Source organism: Daejeonella sp. (genome assembly GCF_037719425.1).
Taxonomy (GTDB): domain Bacteria; phylum Bacteroidota; class Bacteroidia; order Sphingobacteriales; family Sphingobacteriaceae; genus Daejeonella.
Genome location: NZ_JBBJNI010000095.1, coordinates 1 through 15967, shown reverse-complemented (window position 1 = coordinate 15967; position 15967 = coordinate 1). Strand labels below are relative to the sequence as shown.

The window sequence follows — 15967 nt, the reverse complement described above, 5'->3', positions numbered from 1 at the left end:
TTGTAATTGCTTCTCAATATAAAGAATAATGAAACAGCCATTCCAATGGCAATTCCTTTCAGCAGATCGGAAAACTGAATGGCTACCACGGTAACCACAAATGGCAGGAACTGGTTCCATCCCAGTCTGTACATCGATTTAAAAAGTGATACTTTTGCGAGTTTGTATCCCACAACTAAAAGTAATGCAGCAAGACAGGCAAGCGGGATCTTGTTCAAAATTGACGCAAATCCAATAACGCTCACCAACAATAAAATACCGTGAATAATAGCCGACAGTTTTGTCTTTGCACCTGAGTTGATGTTGGCAGAAGTACGCACGATAACAGCAGTTAAAGGCAAACCGCCGATCATCCCTGAAACAAAATTCCCCAATCCCTGGGCCATTAATTCCCGGTTTGTCGGGGTATTTCTTTTGTAGGGATCCAGCTTGTCTGCTGCCTCGACACTTAACAGCGACTCAAGGCTGGCGATGATTGCAATTGTTATTGCAACGACATATACATTATAGTTTGTCAACCCTGAGAAATCGGGCAGAGTAAACTGTCCGATAAAGCCTGCAGCAGAGCTTGCTACCGGAAGCTGGACAAGCTTATCTCCTGCGAGGTATAACTCGGGATTTGACATCCTGAAAACCTCATTCATAACCACACCCAGGACGACAACCAACAAAGCTCCGGGAACTAATTTGAAGAAGCTGATCCTCTGAAGAAATGGCCTGTCCCACATGATCAGGATAAAAAGTGATACCAGTGCTATTGCTATAGCTCCGGGATGTATGTGGCTTAATGCACTTGATATTGCCGAAAAAGTATTCTCACCATCAGCCTGGAAGAAGTCGAAATCGCCTTCGCTGTCGGCATCATAGCCAACAGCATGCGGGATCTGCTTTAATATTAATATAATACCAATAGCTGCAAGCATGCCTTTGATAACATTTGATGGGAAATAGTACCCAATGATCCCTGCCTTCAGGACACCCAGAATAATCTGCAATACACCGGCAATCGCAACGGCCAGCAAGAAAACTTCAAAACTTCCCAGGGTGCTTATAGAATTAATAACGATGACCGTAAGCCCGGCGGCGGGCCCGCTAACACTTAAAGAGGAACCACTAAAACTCGCGACAACCGTTCCGCCAATTATCCCCGCAATAATTCCGGAAAAAAGCGGAGCGCCCGATGCCAGAGCTATCCCCAAACATAGGGGAAGTGCGACAAGGAAAACAACCAGCCCGGACGGAATATCATTTTTTAAATATTTAAAAGTTAAACCACGAATTTCTTTGATTTTAGAATCCATAACAAAGCATAATCTAAAGGCAGAACTAAGGTTCGCCTACGTCAGAAAAAACAGAAAATTAATAGGGAGGAGATGGTCCTCTGGTGATTATGCGTGTGATTCCGGAGGGGAATAAATTGTTAGACTATGATCTGTAGAGGAAAAATTTATCGCATGATGCGAGTCAAGACTTATTGTTCCGATTTGTGCCAGGGATAATTGTGTATGCGAAAAATAGTGATCCAAAAAATCCAACTTCTCTTTCTGTCCCTTAGACTCTTCAGATTCAGCGCCTTTTTCGCATTCCATTGTTTTCATCCAGGCAAAAGAAGAATCTCTCCCAAGTGCATGCGCCAAAGCCTGAACGCTGTCATAAGTGTAAACGAACGACAGGATGACGATTAGAAGGTATACACTTAACTTTTTCAAGGTGACTGATTTTCTCGTAATTTAGGATTTTTTTTGGTTTCGGGACGTAACAAATGAGTTGCTTTTTCTTTGCTGGTTCCCGGTTTTCATTTTCCAATCCCTGTTTTCCGGACCCTGAGCCTGGCAACGGGGCAACTTATTACTCGCAACCACGCTTACCGGGAAACCGGGAGAGCATTTTTACTTACCAGAAATGTTTTAGTATCAGGAATATCGAAAATCGGGTATTAATCCTTTAGATCAATGTGTTATAATTATTGATTAACAAGCATCTTTAAGGCAGTCAAAATATTTTCAAAAATATTTGCCGCAGACTCTTAAAAGTCTATCTTTGCAGTCCCTTAACAAATGAAGAACACCGGTTATCATTGTTAAATGTTCGGGGTGTAGCGTAGCCCGGTATCGCGCCTGGTTTGGGACCAGGAGGTCGTAGGTTCGAATCCTGCCACCCCGACAAACGAAAGCCCTTCTGTGAAAGCAGAAGGGCTTTGTTATTTTACACAGACCCCAAGCCGTAGGCTTGAAGGGATGAAGTAAAATAACAAAGTCAGCTTCGAGGTACGAGAAGCGTAGGGTTGAGTTTGTAACGCCCCCCTATTCTGGATCAGCGCAGCTAATCCTGCCACCCCGACAAATACCAGTTCATCTGGATGCAAAAGCTTCTGAATATAACTATTTAGAGGCTTTTATGCTTTTAAACAATCCTTTTCAGTACGTACTATTCTACCTGTCATGCGAACAAAAAGGTGAACAGATTTAATATTTACATTTATTCACCAGAATGAGTTTAACTAATCGATTTTCAAATATTTGATTGAATATCATATGAACTCATTTGTATCGAAATGAATTACTTTTTTGATTATCTGGTGAACTGTTGGGACAAACTAATTATATTTTGAAAGAGTTGCCGTCTTATATTTATCCGGTACAAGATAAGCATGGTTGATAGCCCAACAAGATAATAGGTAATACAATTTTCAATTGCGTATTTTGCCGGATGTCTGAAATACCTGCATTTTTATCTGGCGGTGGCCAAATGGGCGAACTTATCCGGTCTATTGAATGGTCAGAAACTTTGTTAGGACATCCTAATGGCTGGCCCCAACCTTTACGCACCGCAGTTCGCATTATGCTCGACTCCCCTTTTGGAATGTACATCGCCTGGGGTGAAGATTACATTCAGTTATATAATGATAGTTTCCGGCCAATTCTGGGTGCAACCAAGCATCCACAGGCAATGGGCAACAACTCTAGTGTAACATTTGGGGAGATATGGCCAACCATTGACCCTATGTTTGAAGGTGTGATGCAAGGAACACCTGTTGGTTTCCCGGATTTTCATTTGCAGTTAGACAGGAACGGTTTTCTCGAGGATTGCGTTTTTGATTTCTCTTACAGCCCCATACGTTTAGAAAATGGAGAAGTAGGTGGCGTGCTGGTTATTGTAATAGAGACCACTGAAAAAGTACGAGCTTTAAAAGCTTTGAAAGAAAGTGAGCAACAACTAACCTTCGCCATAGAAGCTGCCGGATTAGGAACGTGGGACTTAAACCCTGCTACTAATAAATTCAGGGGCAACAGCCGGTTAAAAGAATGGTTCGGACTGAAGCCCGATGACGAAATAGAATTGCCTCTAGCCTTGGCTGTTATTGCGGATGATGACAGGGAAAATGTGAACAATGCGATACAAACAGCTTTAGATTTTTCGTCTGGCGGATATTACAATATTGTTTATTCTATTATTCATCCACAAACAAAGAAAGAAAGAATTGTGCATGCCAAAGGTCAGGCATCCTTTAATGATGAGGGAATTGCTTATCGTTTCAATGGAACCTTACAGGATGTTACTGACGAAATAACTTCCCGCCGGTTGCTTATAGATAGCGAACAGAAATTCCGCAGAATGGTAGAACAGGCACCGGTAGCCATGTGTGTTTACAGGGGCAGGAGTTTTATTATTGAAGTAGCCAATGAAAAATTTATTGAACTGGGAGATAGATCGGCAGAACAAGTAATAGGTAAGCCCTTGTTCGAGGCCTTTCCAGAGGTTGTCTATCAAGGCTTTGAACAAGCTTTGAATGCTGTTTACACATCGGGTCTGCCTGTCATCGGAAATGAACTTTCCCTTAATTTAATTAGAGGTGGGAAGCTCGTAACTATCCATTTGAACTTTGTATATAATCCCATTTACGATCCGGACGGAACCATCTCAGGTATAGTAGCAGTTGGAAACGAAGTTACCGAACAGGTAAAAGCACACAAAAAAATTGAAGAAGGCAGCCGGATTCTGCATAATTTCTTTATGCAGGTGCCAGCTGCGCTTTGCATCTTAAAAGGGCCTCTGCATATTTTTGAATTTGCGAACCCGGAGTATATGCAGATGGTGGGTACTAACAGGGATATTATCGGAAAGCCAGTTCGAGAAGCACTTCCAGATATAGAAGGTCAGGGTTTTTATGAATTATTGGATACTGTTTTCGAATCTGGAGTTCCTTTTATCGCAAAAGAAATACCAGCGCAACTTGACAAAGGAAACGGCAAACTGGAGTCTATTTATATAAATTTAATCTACCAGGTTTTAGCCGATGTAGAGGGCAATACAGAGGGTATTCTCGTTCTTGCTTACGATGTTTCGGACATGGTATTGTCCCGTCAAAAAGTGGCCGAAAGCAAGGAACGGCTACAGGCTGCCCTTAATGCATCCCAAACGGGTACCTTCCGATGGAATATTAAAACAAATGAAATGTTGTGGGATGAAAATCTTGACCGTTTATTTGGCTTAATACCGGGTCAAACCGTGCAAAATTTAGACGATTTTATTCAGATTGTACATTCGGACGATCAGGAAAAAGTAATAGAAGCCTGTAGGCTTTGCGCTGATGAAGGCGCAGACTTCGATATGGAATTCCGGATTATTTGGCCCGATGGAACCCAACATTGGTTGGATGATAAAGGAAAAACCTTTGTAGATGCGGATGGTATGCCGCAATATATGACGGGCGCCTGCGTAGATATTACAGAGCGTAAAAGGTCGGAAGAAGAACTCGAACGTGCGGAAGAACAGTTCAGGACGGTAACCCAAACGGTGCCTCAACTCATTTGGACATCGAATAAAGAAGGGTTAGTTGATTTTTTTAACCAACAGTGGTATGATTATACCGGCAGTACGCCCGAAGAATCTTTCGGAAATGGGTGGGCCAGGTATATTCATCCGGAACAAGCGGAAAACCTTTTCGCAACGTGGCAAAACAGCCTGAAAACAGGCGAGCCTATTTTGTTTGAATTTCAGTTAAAAGGACGAGACGAAAATTTTGAATGGTTTTACGTAACAGCTAATCCTATTAGAGATGATAACGGAATTATCAACAAATGGCTGGGCACGCTAACCAATATCAACGAACGAAAAGCTTGGGAAGATGAATTAAAGCGTTTTAAGCATATGGCAGATAATGCGATGGACCCTTTTATCTTAATGAGGGAAGACGGATCTTTTGCCTATCTCAATGATATAGCTTTGGAATGTTGGGATTTTACCAGAGAAGAAATAGCGCATATCAAGGTTCCGGATGTAGATCCGAATTATAATGAAGAAGCCTTTACAGGATTATTTAATGCCGCTCAAAACGAAAAAATTCCTCAATTTGAAACATTGCACAAACGGAAAGACGGTACTGTCTTTCCGGTGGAAGTTAATGTAGGCGGTTTAACGCTTGGAGGAAATCCGCACCTCTTTGCCGTTGCAAGAGATATTTCGGAACGCAAAAAATCGGAAGATACCTTGAAATATAGAAAGGCTCTACTGGAAGCGCAAAACGAAGCGATACCTGATGCTATTTTAATTGTTGATACTAAAGGAAGCATTCTATCATACAATCAAAACTTTATTACACTTTGGCAAATACCGAAAGAAATTATAGACCGAAAAGATGACACTGCCGCCCTGCAGTTTGCCATGAAGCAATTAATCGACCCCCAAGCTTTTATAGAACGGGTAAATTATTGCTATGCCCATCCTGAAGTGGTAACTCATGAGGAAGTCCTATTTATAGATGGTCGTACCATAGAAAGGTATGGCAATGGCGTTTTAGACGAAGATGGAACTTCTTATGGCTGGGCGTGGTATTTCAGGGACATTACCGAACTTAAAGAACTAGAAAAACAAAAAGACGATTTTATCAGCATGGCTTCTCATGAGCTGAAAACACCCGTAAGCAGTCTTAAAGGCTATTCTCAGATTCTGTATAAAAAATCGTTAAAAGAGGGAAATACTTCTGCAGTCAACTTATTGTCCAGAATGAATAACCAGATAAATAAGTTAACCTATCTAATTAGTGATCTATTGGAGGCTACCAAGGCATCCAGCGGTCAACTCACTTATCAGGAAGACATTTTTGATTTCAATATATTGGTAACAGAAATAGTTGATGAGGTTCAGCAAACTACACAAAACCACCAACTTGATGTTTATTTAGACGGCCCTTCTTTTATCTTGGGTGATAGAAACCGTATAGGTCAGGTGATTATTAATTTATTGTCCAATGCAGTTAAATACTCTCCGACTGCTAATAAAGTACTGGTTACCACCAAGCATGAAAATGAAAACATCATTTTCAGTGTGCAAGATTTCGGCTTTGGTATACCAAAAGAAAAGCAAGAACATATTTTTGACAGATTTTTTAGAGTAAGTAGTGCCATGAAGGACAATATATCCGGATTGGGATTAGGTCTATACATAGCTTCAGAAATTATAAAACGTCATAACGGAATCATTACAGTAAAAAGCGATGAGGGGCAGGGCTCTATATTCATTTTTAAATTGCCGGTGATAAAAAAGGAGTAAATAAAGAAAGGGGATTTATACAACTTATATATCATCAGTTTCAATGCTCTGCATGCTTGAAAAGAGAAAGAATTAACCTTCGTTGCAATTTTTGCATTTGGTTTTAATTCTTCTAATGCTTTTATTTCAACACAACCCAATTCTTCTACGCCAGTTAGAACTTATTTCTATTGTCGTGGAGGCTCTTGCAAGTTGACACTTCTGTGCAAAAATACCCGAAGGTGCTAAACTCCACCAGGCAGATAGCTAAAGTTGCCTGTAACCGATTAGCAACCTATTGGCTTTGGTGAACTTAAAGTTTCTATCAACTCCTCTAATTTATCCAGATCAAATGGCTTTGCGAGATACGCATCGGCTCCGGCTTCTTTCGCAAGGTTTTTAATATTATCGTGTGCAGTAAAGTAAATTATTGGGATATGCATAAGGTCGATCTGCTGTTTGATCGTTTTTATTGCAAAAATACCGCCATGATCCGGTATATTATTATCCATCATAATAATTCCGGGTTGGTGAGACCTTATTTGATAAACCGCATCATTACATTGAGTGAAACATTGAACTTCCCAGCCTTTTGCCTCCAGGATAAATTTCATTATCCCTATAATGCTTTTGTCATCATCAAAAACTAGTATCCGTTTCACATATAATCTCCTTAAATTTTAAAAAATATCTTAAATGTGCTTCCTTTATCTACTTCACTTTCAACCTCAATCTTACCACCTGAAGCATTAATGATTTTTTTTACAAGGTAAAGGCCAATACCCTGACCTTCAATATCGTCATTGATTCGGTGGTACATATTAAATACGAAATCAATCCGCTCTTTATTAATCCCCAGTCCGTTGTCTTTTACAATTAGTATTACGAAGTCGGCTACTTTTTGGGTTCCAATAGAAATATCCGGTGATCTCTCGGGAGAATGAAACTTAATAGCATTCGTGATAAGGTTTAAGAGGATGCTTCTTAAATTTTTCTTGGGAAACCGGACCTCTTTTTCGCTGAAATCGGTGGTGATTGTGGCGTTAGCGAGTTTTATCCTCTCCGATATAGATTCTTCAATTTCTTTGTATACCGCCTCAAAATTTTCCATGTGAGCCTCTTCCATGGTTTCACTTTCCAAAGCGCCTACCTTACCCAATTCTTTTATAACTTCTTTAAAATTGGTAAGAGCAGTATTCATCATTCCTGACAAGCTAACTACATCGGGACTTGACATATCAAGTGTCTTATTGAGGATGCCCATAACGGTCTCGATGTTCAAAATAGGCGCATTAAGGTCATGCGATGCGCCGTAAACAAAGTTGTTCAGGTCGTCGTTTATCCTGCGGAAGCTTTGATTGCTTACATTTAACTCTTTTAACAGCTTTTTAAGTTCTGATATATCATAAAAGCTAACAATTGCTCCATCAGGCTTTTTGCTGTTTTTTTTAAGGTAAGGCATGGTCATTACCTGGTAAACTTTACCGTCTATTGATTCGGCTTCTTTAGTTATCGTTTGGTCATGGAGTATCACGTCCTTAATATCGACAATTAAGGTCTCAAATTTAATATTAGTGGTTATTTCACTTAAAGGGCGCCCAATGTCGCTATCTCTAATGTTAATATGCTTTACGGCGCCGGGCGAATATCGCTTGAGCAATAAATTTTTATCAACAAATAACTGCCCATTAACATTGCTACGGAAATAGTTGTTTAAATCGTCATTTAAATCAGTTAACTCTTCAATCGTTAAATGATGGTCTTTGTTAATGGACTGCATTTCTTCATTAGCCGACTGTAGTTCTTCGTTATATGACTGTGTATTTTCATTTGACGAAGCAAGGCGTTCATGCGCTACCGCGAGGCTTTGCTTTAGTTCTGCGTTCTCCAGTTCCAGGCTGATCACATGTTCTTTAGTCACCTCGTTGATGTCAGAAGCATTAATGATGTTTTTTTCCTTGGATTTGCTCGTGGTTTCCGTAAAGGCAATGATAAGTATCCGTTCTTCAGATTTTTCTATAGAAAATGGTCTGATACTTATAGATACCATTCTGGTTGTAGATTTTTGTTTTTTTGGCAGCATCAATTTATTCAATACTACTGTTTCATTTAACTTTAGTGCTTTATGTGCAGCAGCTTTAAAAACAATTGAAATGTCTTCCGGCAGTAAATCAATTAGGTTATGATTGAAATTAATATTTTTGAGATATGGGCCTGTATCACCGAAAGATTGAATTACCATCAGATTTTCATCTGTGCAAACTCCAATAAAGCCGGAAGATTCAAAAGCTGCCGAATTAATCTGCTCACGTAATGCTGATTTAGAAACCGGCAACACCGTCTTTTCACTCGCTTCAATCGTTGTTGTTTTAATGCCTTCGATATAATTAGAGGAAAAGGTGTCAAACTTGACGGCACGGCCAGCCTTGTTACTTTTTAAGATATTCCATTTTTTGTTGATCTCATCAAAATCATCCTTTAATACTGTTGCATTTTCACTGGGACCTAAAAATAAATAGCCGCCCTTTTTAAGCCCAAAGTGCATCATCGCAAATACCTTTTTCTGAAGATCTGTGTTTAAATAAATGAGTAAATTACGGCAGCTGATGAAGTCTATATTGCAATAGGGAGGATTTTTAACCAGATCGTGCTGCGCAAAAATCAACATTTTCCTGATCTCATGTTTTATTTTATAAGAATCACCTTCTTTTATGAAAAATTGTTGCAATCGTTCTGTTGATACTTGTTTTTCTATACTGGCCGGGTAAATGCCTTTCGATGCCGTATCTAAAGCTGATTTACTGATATCCGTTGCAAATATCTTTACTTCAATATTTTTGGAATGGCTGTTCAGGTACTCCCTGATTAAAATACCCATCGAATAAGCTTCTTCGCCTGTTGCACAACCAGCAACCCAAATTTTTAAAACATCCGTTTCATTTTTTTCGATAATGTCGGGTATAATTGTTTCCTGTACGATCTTGAATGCATCCGCGTCCCTGAAAAACGCGGTCACGCTTATCAAAAAATCATTAGCAAGCAATTTTATTTCCCCTCTGTTGCCTTTTAAGAAGTCGTAGTATTTGTTGACTTTACTAAAATTATGCTCCGACATCCGCCGTCTTATCCTCCTGATGATGGTCGGTCGTTTATACTCTGAGAAATCAAGCGGCAAGCTTCCTTTGATTAAATCGAATATTTTTGTAAGCGCTGCTTCACTGACCTGATCCTTTTCATCGTCTGTGGATAGTTCCAATGTTCCGTCCTTCACGTAATCTTCAATTACCTGGGGCATCGCTTCCGGAGATAAGATCAAATCTGCACAATCCGTTGCAATCGCCGCCAGCGGCATTCCATTATAACTTGCTGTATTGGGGTCCTGGACAAAGGCAATGCCCCCTGCTTTTTTTATTGCCTTAATCCCTTTTGATCCGTCAGCGCCGGTACCTGATAATATGATGCCAATGGCTTTGTTGCCGCGCTCCCTTGCCAGCGATGAAAAAAAGTAATCAATTGTCATGTGTGGCCTCGGCTGATCTTTTTTATCAGATAATAGGAGTTTGCCATTTTCAACGACCATGAATTTAGTGCTGGGTATGAGATAAACCGTATTAGATTTTATAGCGACATTCTCGACAGCTTCAATAACCTGTAACTTACTGTGGCGTGAAAGAATACTTCCCATCTGACTCTTAAAATCAGATGATAGATGTTGTATGATGATGTAGGAAACAGCGTCAAGCGGGGTGTAATCAAAAAAAGCAGAGATAGCTTCCAGACCTCCCGCTGAGGCACCAATTGCTATAATGTACTGTTTGTCATCAATTTTAGCCATAACTTGATTTGAAAAAAGAAAAATGCGGTACTTAAAGGGATTCAGATTAAATATAATAATAAAATCTGTTAAATCTTTACTTCGGATTATATAAAGCTACACAGTAGTAATAAATACTTTCTATCCATAGTGCAGGTGAAAAATGAGTTTTTTAATCCAGACAAAAGCCGGCTCTTTACCTGGATAACAAATCTCTCTAAAATATAGCCATTGACGACCTGAGCATTTTTACAGTAATAACAGGAATTGGGCCTTTTATGATTAGCGGGGCATGATAGCGCCCTATCCCTACCTTCAGGAATATCTGCTGAAACATGCTTGGGTTGATTGCGAGGAAATTTGAAAATGTGGGGCCCGAAAGGATCATTAAAGATGAAATGGTGATCAGTGAGATCATCACTCAGGTAAATTCAGCCTAAAATAACAAAGCCCCCTTCGAGATTAAAGTTCGTTAAAAAAAAAAGCCCGGCTTCGTTTAGCGAAACCCGGGCTGATATAAAACATTTTATACATTACTATAGCTTCAACATCGAAAGCATCTCCCCCTCAGGAAGCTCCCGTGCACTATAATGAATGCTGAGGTCCTGACCGGTGTGTGCTTTTTCCAGTTTCAGCAGGTCATTCACAGCGATTATCATATTGAAATTTGACCCGGTGGCATCGGCAAAAGCCCATTTCTTTAACGTGTTTCCCTTCTCATCTTTGACGGAAATACTCCTCGCTGTCCCTGCACCATCTTTGATAGTACAGTGCGTGTACCTAATCCCCAACTGATCACCTTCCTTTGCTTTGTTCAGTTGAAGTACCCGCAAATTTAGCGGTTGATTCACGTAATGTTTTAGAATGACTTTGTTATTCAACGATATCTCATAACTGTCCAATCCAAATTTTGAAGTGAAACTAAATGCAGTAACTCCCAATGTAATCAGTGTAAACATGATAATGAACGTCTGATTGAATTTGATCTGTTTCATAATGTTAAGTTTTTAAGTGAACTTTTGATTTCTTATCACAATATTATAAGATGGAATCAGGACGGGAAAATATAGTAGACGAACGACGGAATTAATAGATATTACTATCGTTGGCAGTTAACGCTGCATTTTTAATATTATATTCATCTACTATTACTGCCGTTTGTCGATATAATTCTCCGGGGTTAAAACATTGATTTAAATTGGAACCACGTGCTGCACTAACAAATATAACACAATGGATCTTCTCGACAAAACAGTCAAGCCACCGTTCTCCAGCCGCCAGGTTTCCTGGAAATATATCCTTATCCATGGCACTTATTGGCTGCTGATCACTGGCTTCTTCATATATGAGAAAAAATACCTCATATATAAGGCGAGCATGCCGTATTTTTTAGCTTGCGTTATAGGCCGGATCGGCTTGCTTATCATAATAGCGTATCTGAATCTGCATTATTTCCTGCCGCGATACCTTTTACAGAAGCGCTACCTGGCTTATTTTACAGCTGTTATTCTCTCGGTGATCGGCTACCTGATCGTACAGAGTTTCTATGATTATTACCTTTATGGATATGTTGTTGGCCCGCTTCGGAACAGTAATTTACTGGAGTCCTTATCCTATAACTTTTTCAGCACGCTCTGGTACCTTGGCTTAATGCTCGCCCTTAAATTAAGCATAGATTGGTATGGGCAGCAGCTTGTCATTCAAAAGATCACGGTTGAGAAATTAAATGCCGAGGTAGATTTTCTGAGGGCTCAGGTAAACCCGCATTTCCTGTTTAATATCCTTAACAACCTGTATGCCCTGACTCTTAAAAAATCGGAGCTGGCACCCGATGTTGTGCTCAAGCTATCTGAAATGATGGAGTACATGTTATATGATAGCACAGATGATAAGGTGTTACTGGAAAAGGAAGTTACCTACCTCAACAATTATATGGAGCTTGAGCGGTTGCGGTTTAGCGACGAACCTGCCATCAGCATGAAAGTCAATGCGGTATTTAACGGCCATGAAATAGCTCCCCTCCTGTTGCTGCCCCTGGTAGAAAATGCCTTTAAACATGGGCTTAGCACGCAAAGTGAAAATAGCTGGCTGACTGTTAATATCGGGCTGGATAAATCAATCCTGATGTTACTTGTAGAAAATTCTAAATCAACTTCTGTTATCAGTAAAACTAAAGGAGGTATCGGTCTCCTCAACTTACAGAAGCGTCTGGAACTTCTCTACCCCTCGCGGCATCAGTTGGTACTTGAAGATAAAAACGACTCTTTCTTAGCCAAACTGGTCATTGAACTATAGTGTTTACGCTGGACTTTTAAACGATGTTGAAATTTGTTGTTATTGATGATGAACCTCTTGCACGTGAAGTGCTTGAGGGCTACCTGAAACGCTTGGATGGCGTTCACTCGGTTTTATCATTTAGCAATGCTGAAGATGCTCTGGCTCATTTGGGGAACGAATACGCTGACGTTTTGCTGCTGGATATTGAAATGCCGAACATGACAGGAATTGAGTTCCTGGAAAAGCTGTCCGATCCTCCCCTGACTATTTTCACAACCGCTTACCGGAATTATGCTTTTGAGGGATTTGAGCTGGGCGTTATTGATTTTCTCCTCAAACCCATTTCCTTTCAACGCTTTTCAGCAGCGGTAGATAAAGCCAAAGATTTTCTCTTGCTCAGTTCACACGATCATCAACTGGAACCAGACAAGCATGAACCTGAATTTATTTTCGTAAAAAGCGGTGTAAAAAGAATTAAGCTCCAATTTGATGAGATCACCCACATTCAGGGATTAAAAGATTATGCTATCATTTACACACCGCAGGAAAAGATTGTGATCAAGGGCTCTGTAAAAATGGTGCAGGAGATGTTTCCTTCATCGTTGTTTATCAGAGTACATAAATCTTTCCTTGTGTCAAACCGGTCTATCAGACGCATCGAACGAAACAAGATCATTATCGATAACTTCCAGATCCCAATTGGGCGGAATTACAAGGAGGATGTTGAGAGAAGTATTAATGGGTAAGATATCGCCAATTCAGTCCTGGAATAAACTCTCCACCCTCAACTCTCAACTAACATCTGCATTTTTCTCCTCAAAATGCATATTTTTGTTTACAATATCTTCCATCTTAAATAACAGAAAACATGACCCCATACGAAGAACTTTTCGAGAATAATAAGAGATGGATCGAGACCAAAACAGGAACAGACGCCGATTTCTTCAGCGAACTCGCGAGAGATCACAATCCTGATTATTTATATATTGGATGCAGCGATAGCCGTGTAACAGCCGAGGAGATCATGGGGTTGGGTCCCGGTGAGGCTTTTATTCACAGAAACATTGCTAACCTGGTAAATAATGTGGACTTGAACGTTATGTCGGTTCTTAGCTATGCGATCAACAATCTTGGAGTTAAACACATTATTGTGTGCGGTCACTACAATTGCGGGGGAGTAAAAGCTGCTATGCAGCCTAAAGACATGGGGATACTCAATCCCTGGCTCCGCAGCATCCGGGACGTCTACCGTCTGCATAAAAAAGAATTGAATGCAATCACAGATGAGTCTAAACGTTATGACAGGCTGGTAGAGTTAAATGTGCAGGAACAATGCGTCAATGTAATTAAGACCGCAGTAGTACAGTTAAATTACTTACGCACAGGGTATCCTATTGTACATGGCTGGGTCTTCGACATCCACACAGGCAGGATCATCGACCTGAATATCGACTTCGAAAATATATTGGAAAATATTAAAGACATTTATAACCTGACGGGAAAAGATTAACGTCCTTAGACACTGCCCTGCTTTTTATCCATGGGACTTTGTTCCTTAATATCCGCATTCAGCATAGCGAACAGTTGAATATAACCTCTGTATCTTATTCCCAAAAGGAGTAGCATTTAATTCCAGTCAGCAAATCTGTCCTGTGGCTAATCCCGTAATTCATCTCAACTAACAAACTTTGAATTATGAAAAAAATATTTATCCTAACGATTGCATTAGCAGCTTCTGCAATCTTCTCAACAGGTTGCGCACCATCAATGACGATGGTCGGCGGAGCAGCAATGTATCCTACAAAAGATATCATTGATAATGCCGTTAACTCAAAAGACCATACCACCCTTGTGGCGGCAGTTAAAGCTGCAGGTTTAGTTGAGACGTTGAAAACTGACGGACCCTTTACGGTGTTCGCTCCTACAAATGCCGCGTTTGACAAACTTCCTGCTGGAACTGTCGGAACGTTGGTTAAGCCTGAAAACAAAGCCATGCTAACAAAAATCCTTACTTACCATGTTGTTGCCGGCAGAATGGGTTCCAAAGAAATAGCCAGTGCCATAAAAGCAGGTAATGGAACCGCAGAGTTTGCAACGGTAAGCGGTGGAAAACTCTGGGCAATGATGCAAGGAGACACATTGGTGCTTAAAGATGAGACCGGCGCTACTTCAAGGGTAACCATCAGTAACGTGTTCCAGAAAAATGGTGTTATCCACGTAATTGACTCGGTCGTTATGCCAAAGTAATTGCACAACAATTCGCAATTGAAAGCTCCGGTCTAAGCCGGGGCTTTTTTTATGGAGCGATGGGTTTGAGGTCAGAGGTCGGAAATCTGAAGTCTGATGGATTTCCGCCGCCTTTCGGAACAACTATTCTAATCAGTCAAGCTATCCGACTAGCATCAGACATCTGACCTCCGATTTCCGGCCTCAGACTTCAGTATAATTTTCTTTAATGCCTTTATTAGCGAAAAATATTCGACCTTAGAGCCAAGCACAAAAATCGTTGAGCAGGATCAGTAAAATATCATTATCGGAACCGGAATTAATTCAGGCTATTCGCGGCAGAGATAATAAAGGAGCCGAAGCGTTGTATAATATGTACTCCGCTGCGCTCTATGGAGTGATCTACAGAATTGTACAGCACGATGAAATTGCAGAGGATCTTTTACAAGAAGTATTTGTAAAGGTCTGGAACTCAATAGCTTCATACGACAATTCTAAAGGAAGGCTGTTCACCTGGATGGTCAATATCGCCCGAAATCTGACCATCGACAAAACGAGATCTAAAGATTTCCGTAATTATTCAAAAACCGAAGACATAGAAAATATCGTATTATCTGTGGACAAGGGTTTCACCACATCAATAAATCCTGAAACTCTTGGCTTAAAGGATCTCGTAGAGAAATTAAAACCAGAACAGAAGGTAATACTTGACCTGGTTTACTTCAGAGGTTTTACACATGTAGAAGCTGCCGAGGAATTAGATATTCCTTTAGGGACAGTGAAAACGAGACTTAGAAATGCAATTATTACGTTAAGAAAGGTATTTAATTAAGTGAAAGACCTGAAAACATATTTAGAAAGCGGCATCCTGGAACTATACGTCCTGGGCGACTTAAGCGGCGAGGAGATTCGTGAGGTGGAAAGTACGATTGCCCAATACCCGGCAGTAAAAGCCGAGGTCGAAGAAATAGAGAACGCTTTACAGGCTTACGCGATATCTAATGCGATTGAGCCGTCAGAGGCTGTGCGCACTAAAATCCTGAATTCAATTGCAAGTTCCGGCACGGCCGGAACGCCCGTGGTACCAATGTATGCTCCAGCACCCTCTTCGAGCTTTTA

At 40.4% G+C, this 15967-nt stretch carries 11 protein-coding genes, 1 tRNA gene and 1 pseudogene; 8 read left to right on the top strand and 5 right to left on the bottom strand.

What is annotated here, in order from left to right:
- Window positions 1-1301: SulP family inorganic anion transporter (locus WKF69_RS12785; protein ID WP_340382422.1), on the bottom strand; the 1301-nt coding region annotated here is incomplete at its 3' end.
- A gap of 87 nt (window positions 1302-1388) precedes the next feature.
- Window positions 1389-1709 (bottom strand): hypothetical protein, encoded by a 321-nt coding sequence (locus WKF69_RS12780; RefSeq protein ID WP_340382420.1) that lies wholly within the window; start codon window positions 1707-1709, stop codon window positions 1389-1391.
- Between the two features lie 380 nt (window positions 1710-2089).
- Between WKF69_RS12780 and WKF69_RS12775 the strand changes: the two genes are divergently transcribed.
- Together WKF69_RS12775 and WKF69_RS12770 are read left to right on the top strand one after the other, a co-directional pair.
- A tRNA-Pro gene (locus WKF69_RS12775) sits at window positions 2090-2163 on the top strand.
- Window positions 2164-2709: 546 nt separating this feature from the next.
- A complete protein-coding gene (locus WKF69_RS12770; RefSeq protein WP_340382418.1) occupies window positions 2710-6552 on the top strand; it encodes a PAS domain S-box protein in 3843 nt (1280 codons plus the stop codon).
- Window positions 6553-6818: 266 nt separating this feature from the next.
- Here WKF69_RS12770 and WKF69_RS12765 read toward each other — a convergent pair whose 3' ends face one another.
- The 3 genes from WKF69_RS12765 to WKF69_RS12755 all read right to left on the bottom strand — a co-directional run bounded on the left by WKF69_RS12765 (window position 6819) and on the right by WKF69_RS12755 (window position 11340).
- The gene (locus WKF69_RS12765) at window positions 6819-7193 is read right to left on the bottom strand and encodes a response regulator (protein WP_340382416.1); all 375 of its coding nucleotides are present in this window, start codon (window positions 7191-7193) and stop codon (window positions 6819-6821) included.
- Window positions 7194-7204: 11 nt separating this feature from the next.
- Window positions 7205-10366 carry a CheR family methyltransferase gene (locus WKF69_RS12760; protein ID WP_340382414.1) on the bottom strand — a complete coding sequence of 1054 codons (3162 nt, stop codon included), beginning with the start codon at window positions 10364-10366 and terminating at the stop codon, window positions 7205-7207.
- A gap of 515 nt (window positions 10367-10881) precedes the next feature.
- Entirely contained in the window at window positions 10882-11340 is a 459-nt protein-coding gene (locus tag WKF69_RS12755; RefSeq protein WP_340382412.1) for a hypothetical protein, read from the bottom strand.
- A 238-nt stretch (window positions 11341-11578) separates the two neighbouring features.
- On the opposite strand from WKF69_RS12755, the gene WKF69_RS12750 reads away from it, so the two are divergent.
- The 6 genes and pseudogenes from WKF69_RS12750 to WKF69_RS12725 all read left to right on the top strand — a co-directional run.
- Window positions 11579-12640, top strand: coding sequence for a histidine kinase (locus WKF69_RS12750; protein WP_340382410.1), 1062 nt, complete (start codon window positions 11579-11581; stop codon window positions 12638-12640).
- 23 nt (window positions 12641-12663) lie between these two features.
- Complete coding sequence (locus WKF69_RS12745) at window positions 12664-13368, top strand: LytTR family DNA-binding domain-containing protein (RefSeq protein WP_340382408.1); 705 nt, start codon at window positions 12664-12666, stop codon at window positions 13366-13368.
- A 122-nt stretch (window positions 13369-13490) separates the two neighbouring features.
- Window positions 13491-14132, top strand: a complete 642-nt coding sequence (locus WKF69_RS12740; protein WP_340382406.1) for a carbonic anhydrase — start codon at window positions 13491-13493, stop codon at window positions 14130-14132.
- Window positions 14133-14317: 185 nt separating this feature from the next.
- A complete protein-coding gene (locus WKF69_RS12735; RefSeq protein WP_340382404.1) occupies window positions 14318-14869 on the top strand; it encodes a fasciclin domain-containing protein in 552 nt (183 codons plus the stop codon).
- A gap of 259 nt (window positions 14870-15128) precedes the next feature.
- Window positions 15129-15680: a sigma-70 family RNA polymerase sigma factor gene (locus WKF69_RS12730; protein WP_340382402.1), complete on the top strand. Its 552-nt coding sequence runs from the start codon at window positions 15129-15131 to the stop codon at window positions 15678-15680.
- Window positions 15681-15967 (top strand): annotated as a pseudogene (locus tag WKF69_RS12725) (hypothetical protein); the annotation flags it as partial.

What these genes read in the sequence shown, in the direction of transcription:
- WKF69_RS12770 (WP_340382418.1), top strand. Translation starts at nt 2,710, where the DNA reads ATGTCTGAAATACCTGCATTTTTATCTGGCGGTGGCCAAATGGGCGAA.
- WKF69_RS12760 (WP_340382414.1), bottom strand. Translation starts at nt 10,366, where the DNA reads ATGGCTAAAATTGATGACAAACAGTACATTATAGCAATTGGTGCCTCA.
- WKF69_RS12755 (WP_340382412.1), bottom strand. Translation starts at nt 11,340, where the DNA reads ATGAAACAGATCAAATTCAATCAGACGTTCATTATCATGTTTACACTG.
- WKF69_RS12750 (WP_340382410.1), top strand. Translation starts at nt 11,579, where the DNA reads ATGGATCTTCTCGACAAAACAGTCAAGCCACCGTTCTCCAGCCGCCAG.
- WKF69_RS12745 (WP_340382408.1), top strand. Translation starts at nt 12,664, where the DNA reads ATGTTGAAATTTGTTGTTATTGATGATGAACCTCTTGCACGTGAAGTG.
- WKF69_RS12740 (WP_340382406.1), top strand. Translation starts at nt 13,491, where the DNA reads ATGACCCCATACGAAGAACTTTTCGAGAATAATAAGAGATGGATCGAG.
- WKF69_RS12735 (WP_340382404.1), top strand. Translation starts at nt 14,318, where the DNA reads ATGAAAAAAATATTTATCCTAACGATTGCATTAGCAGCTTCTGCAATC.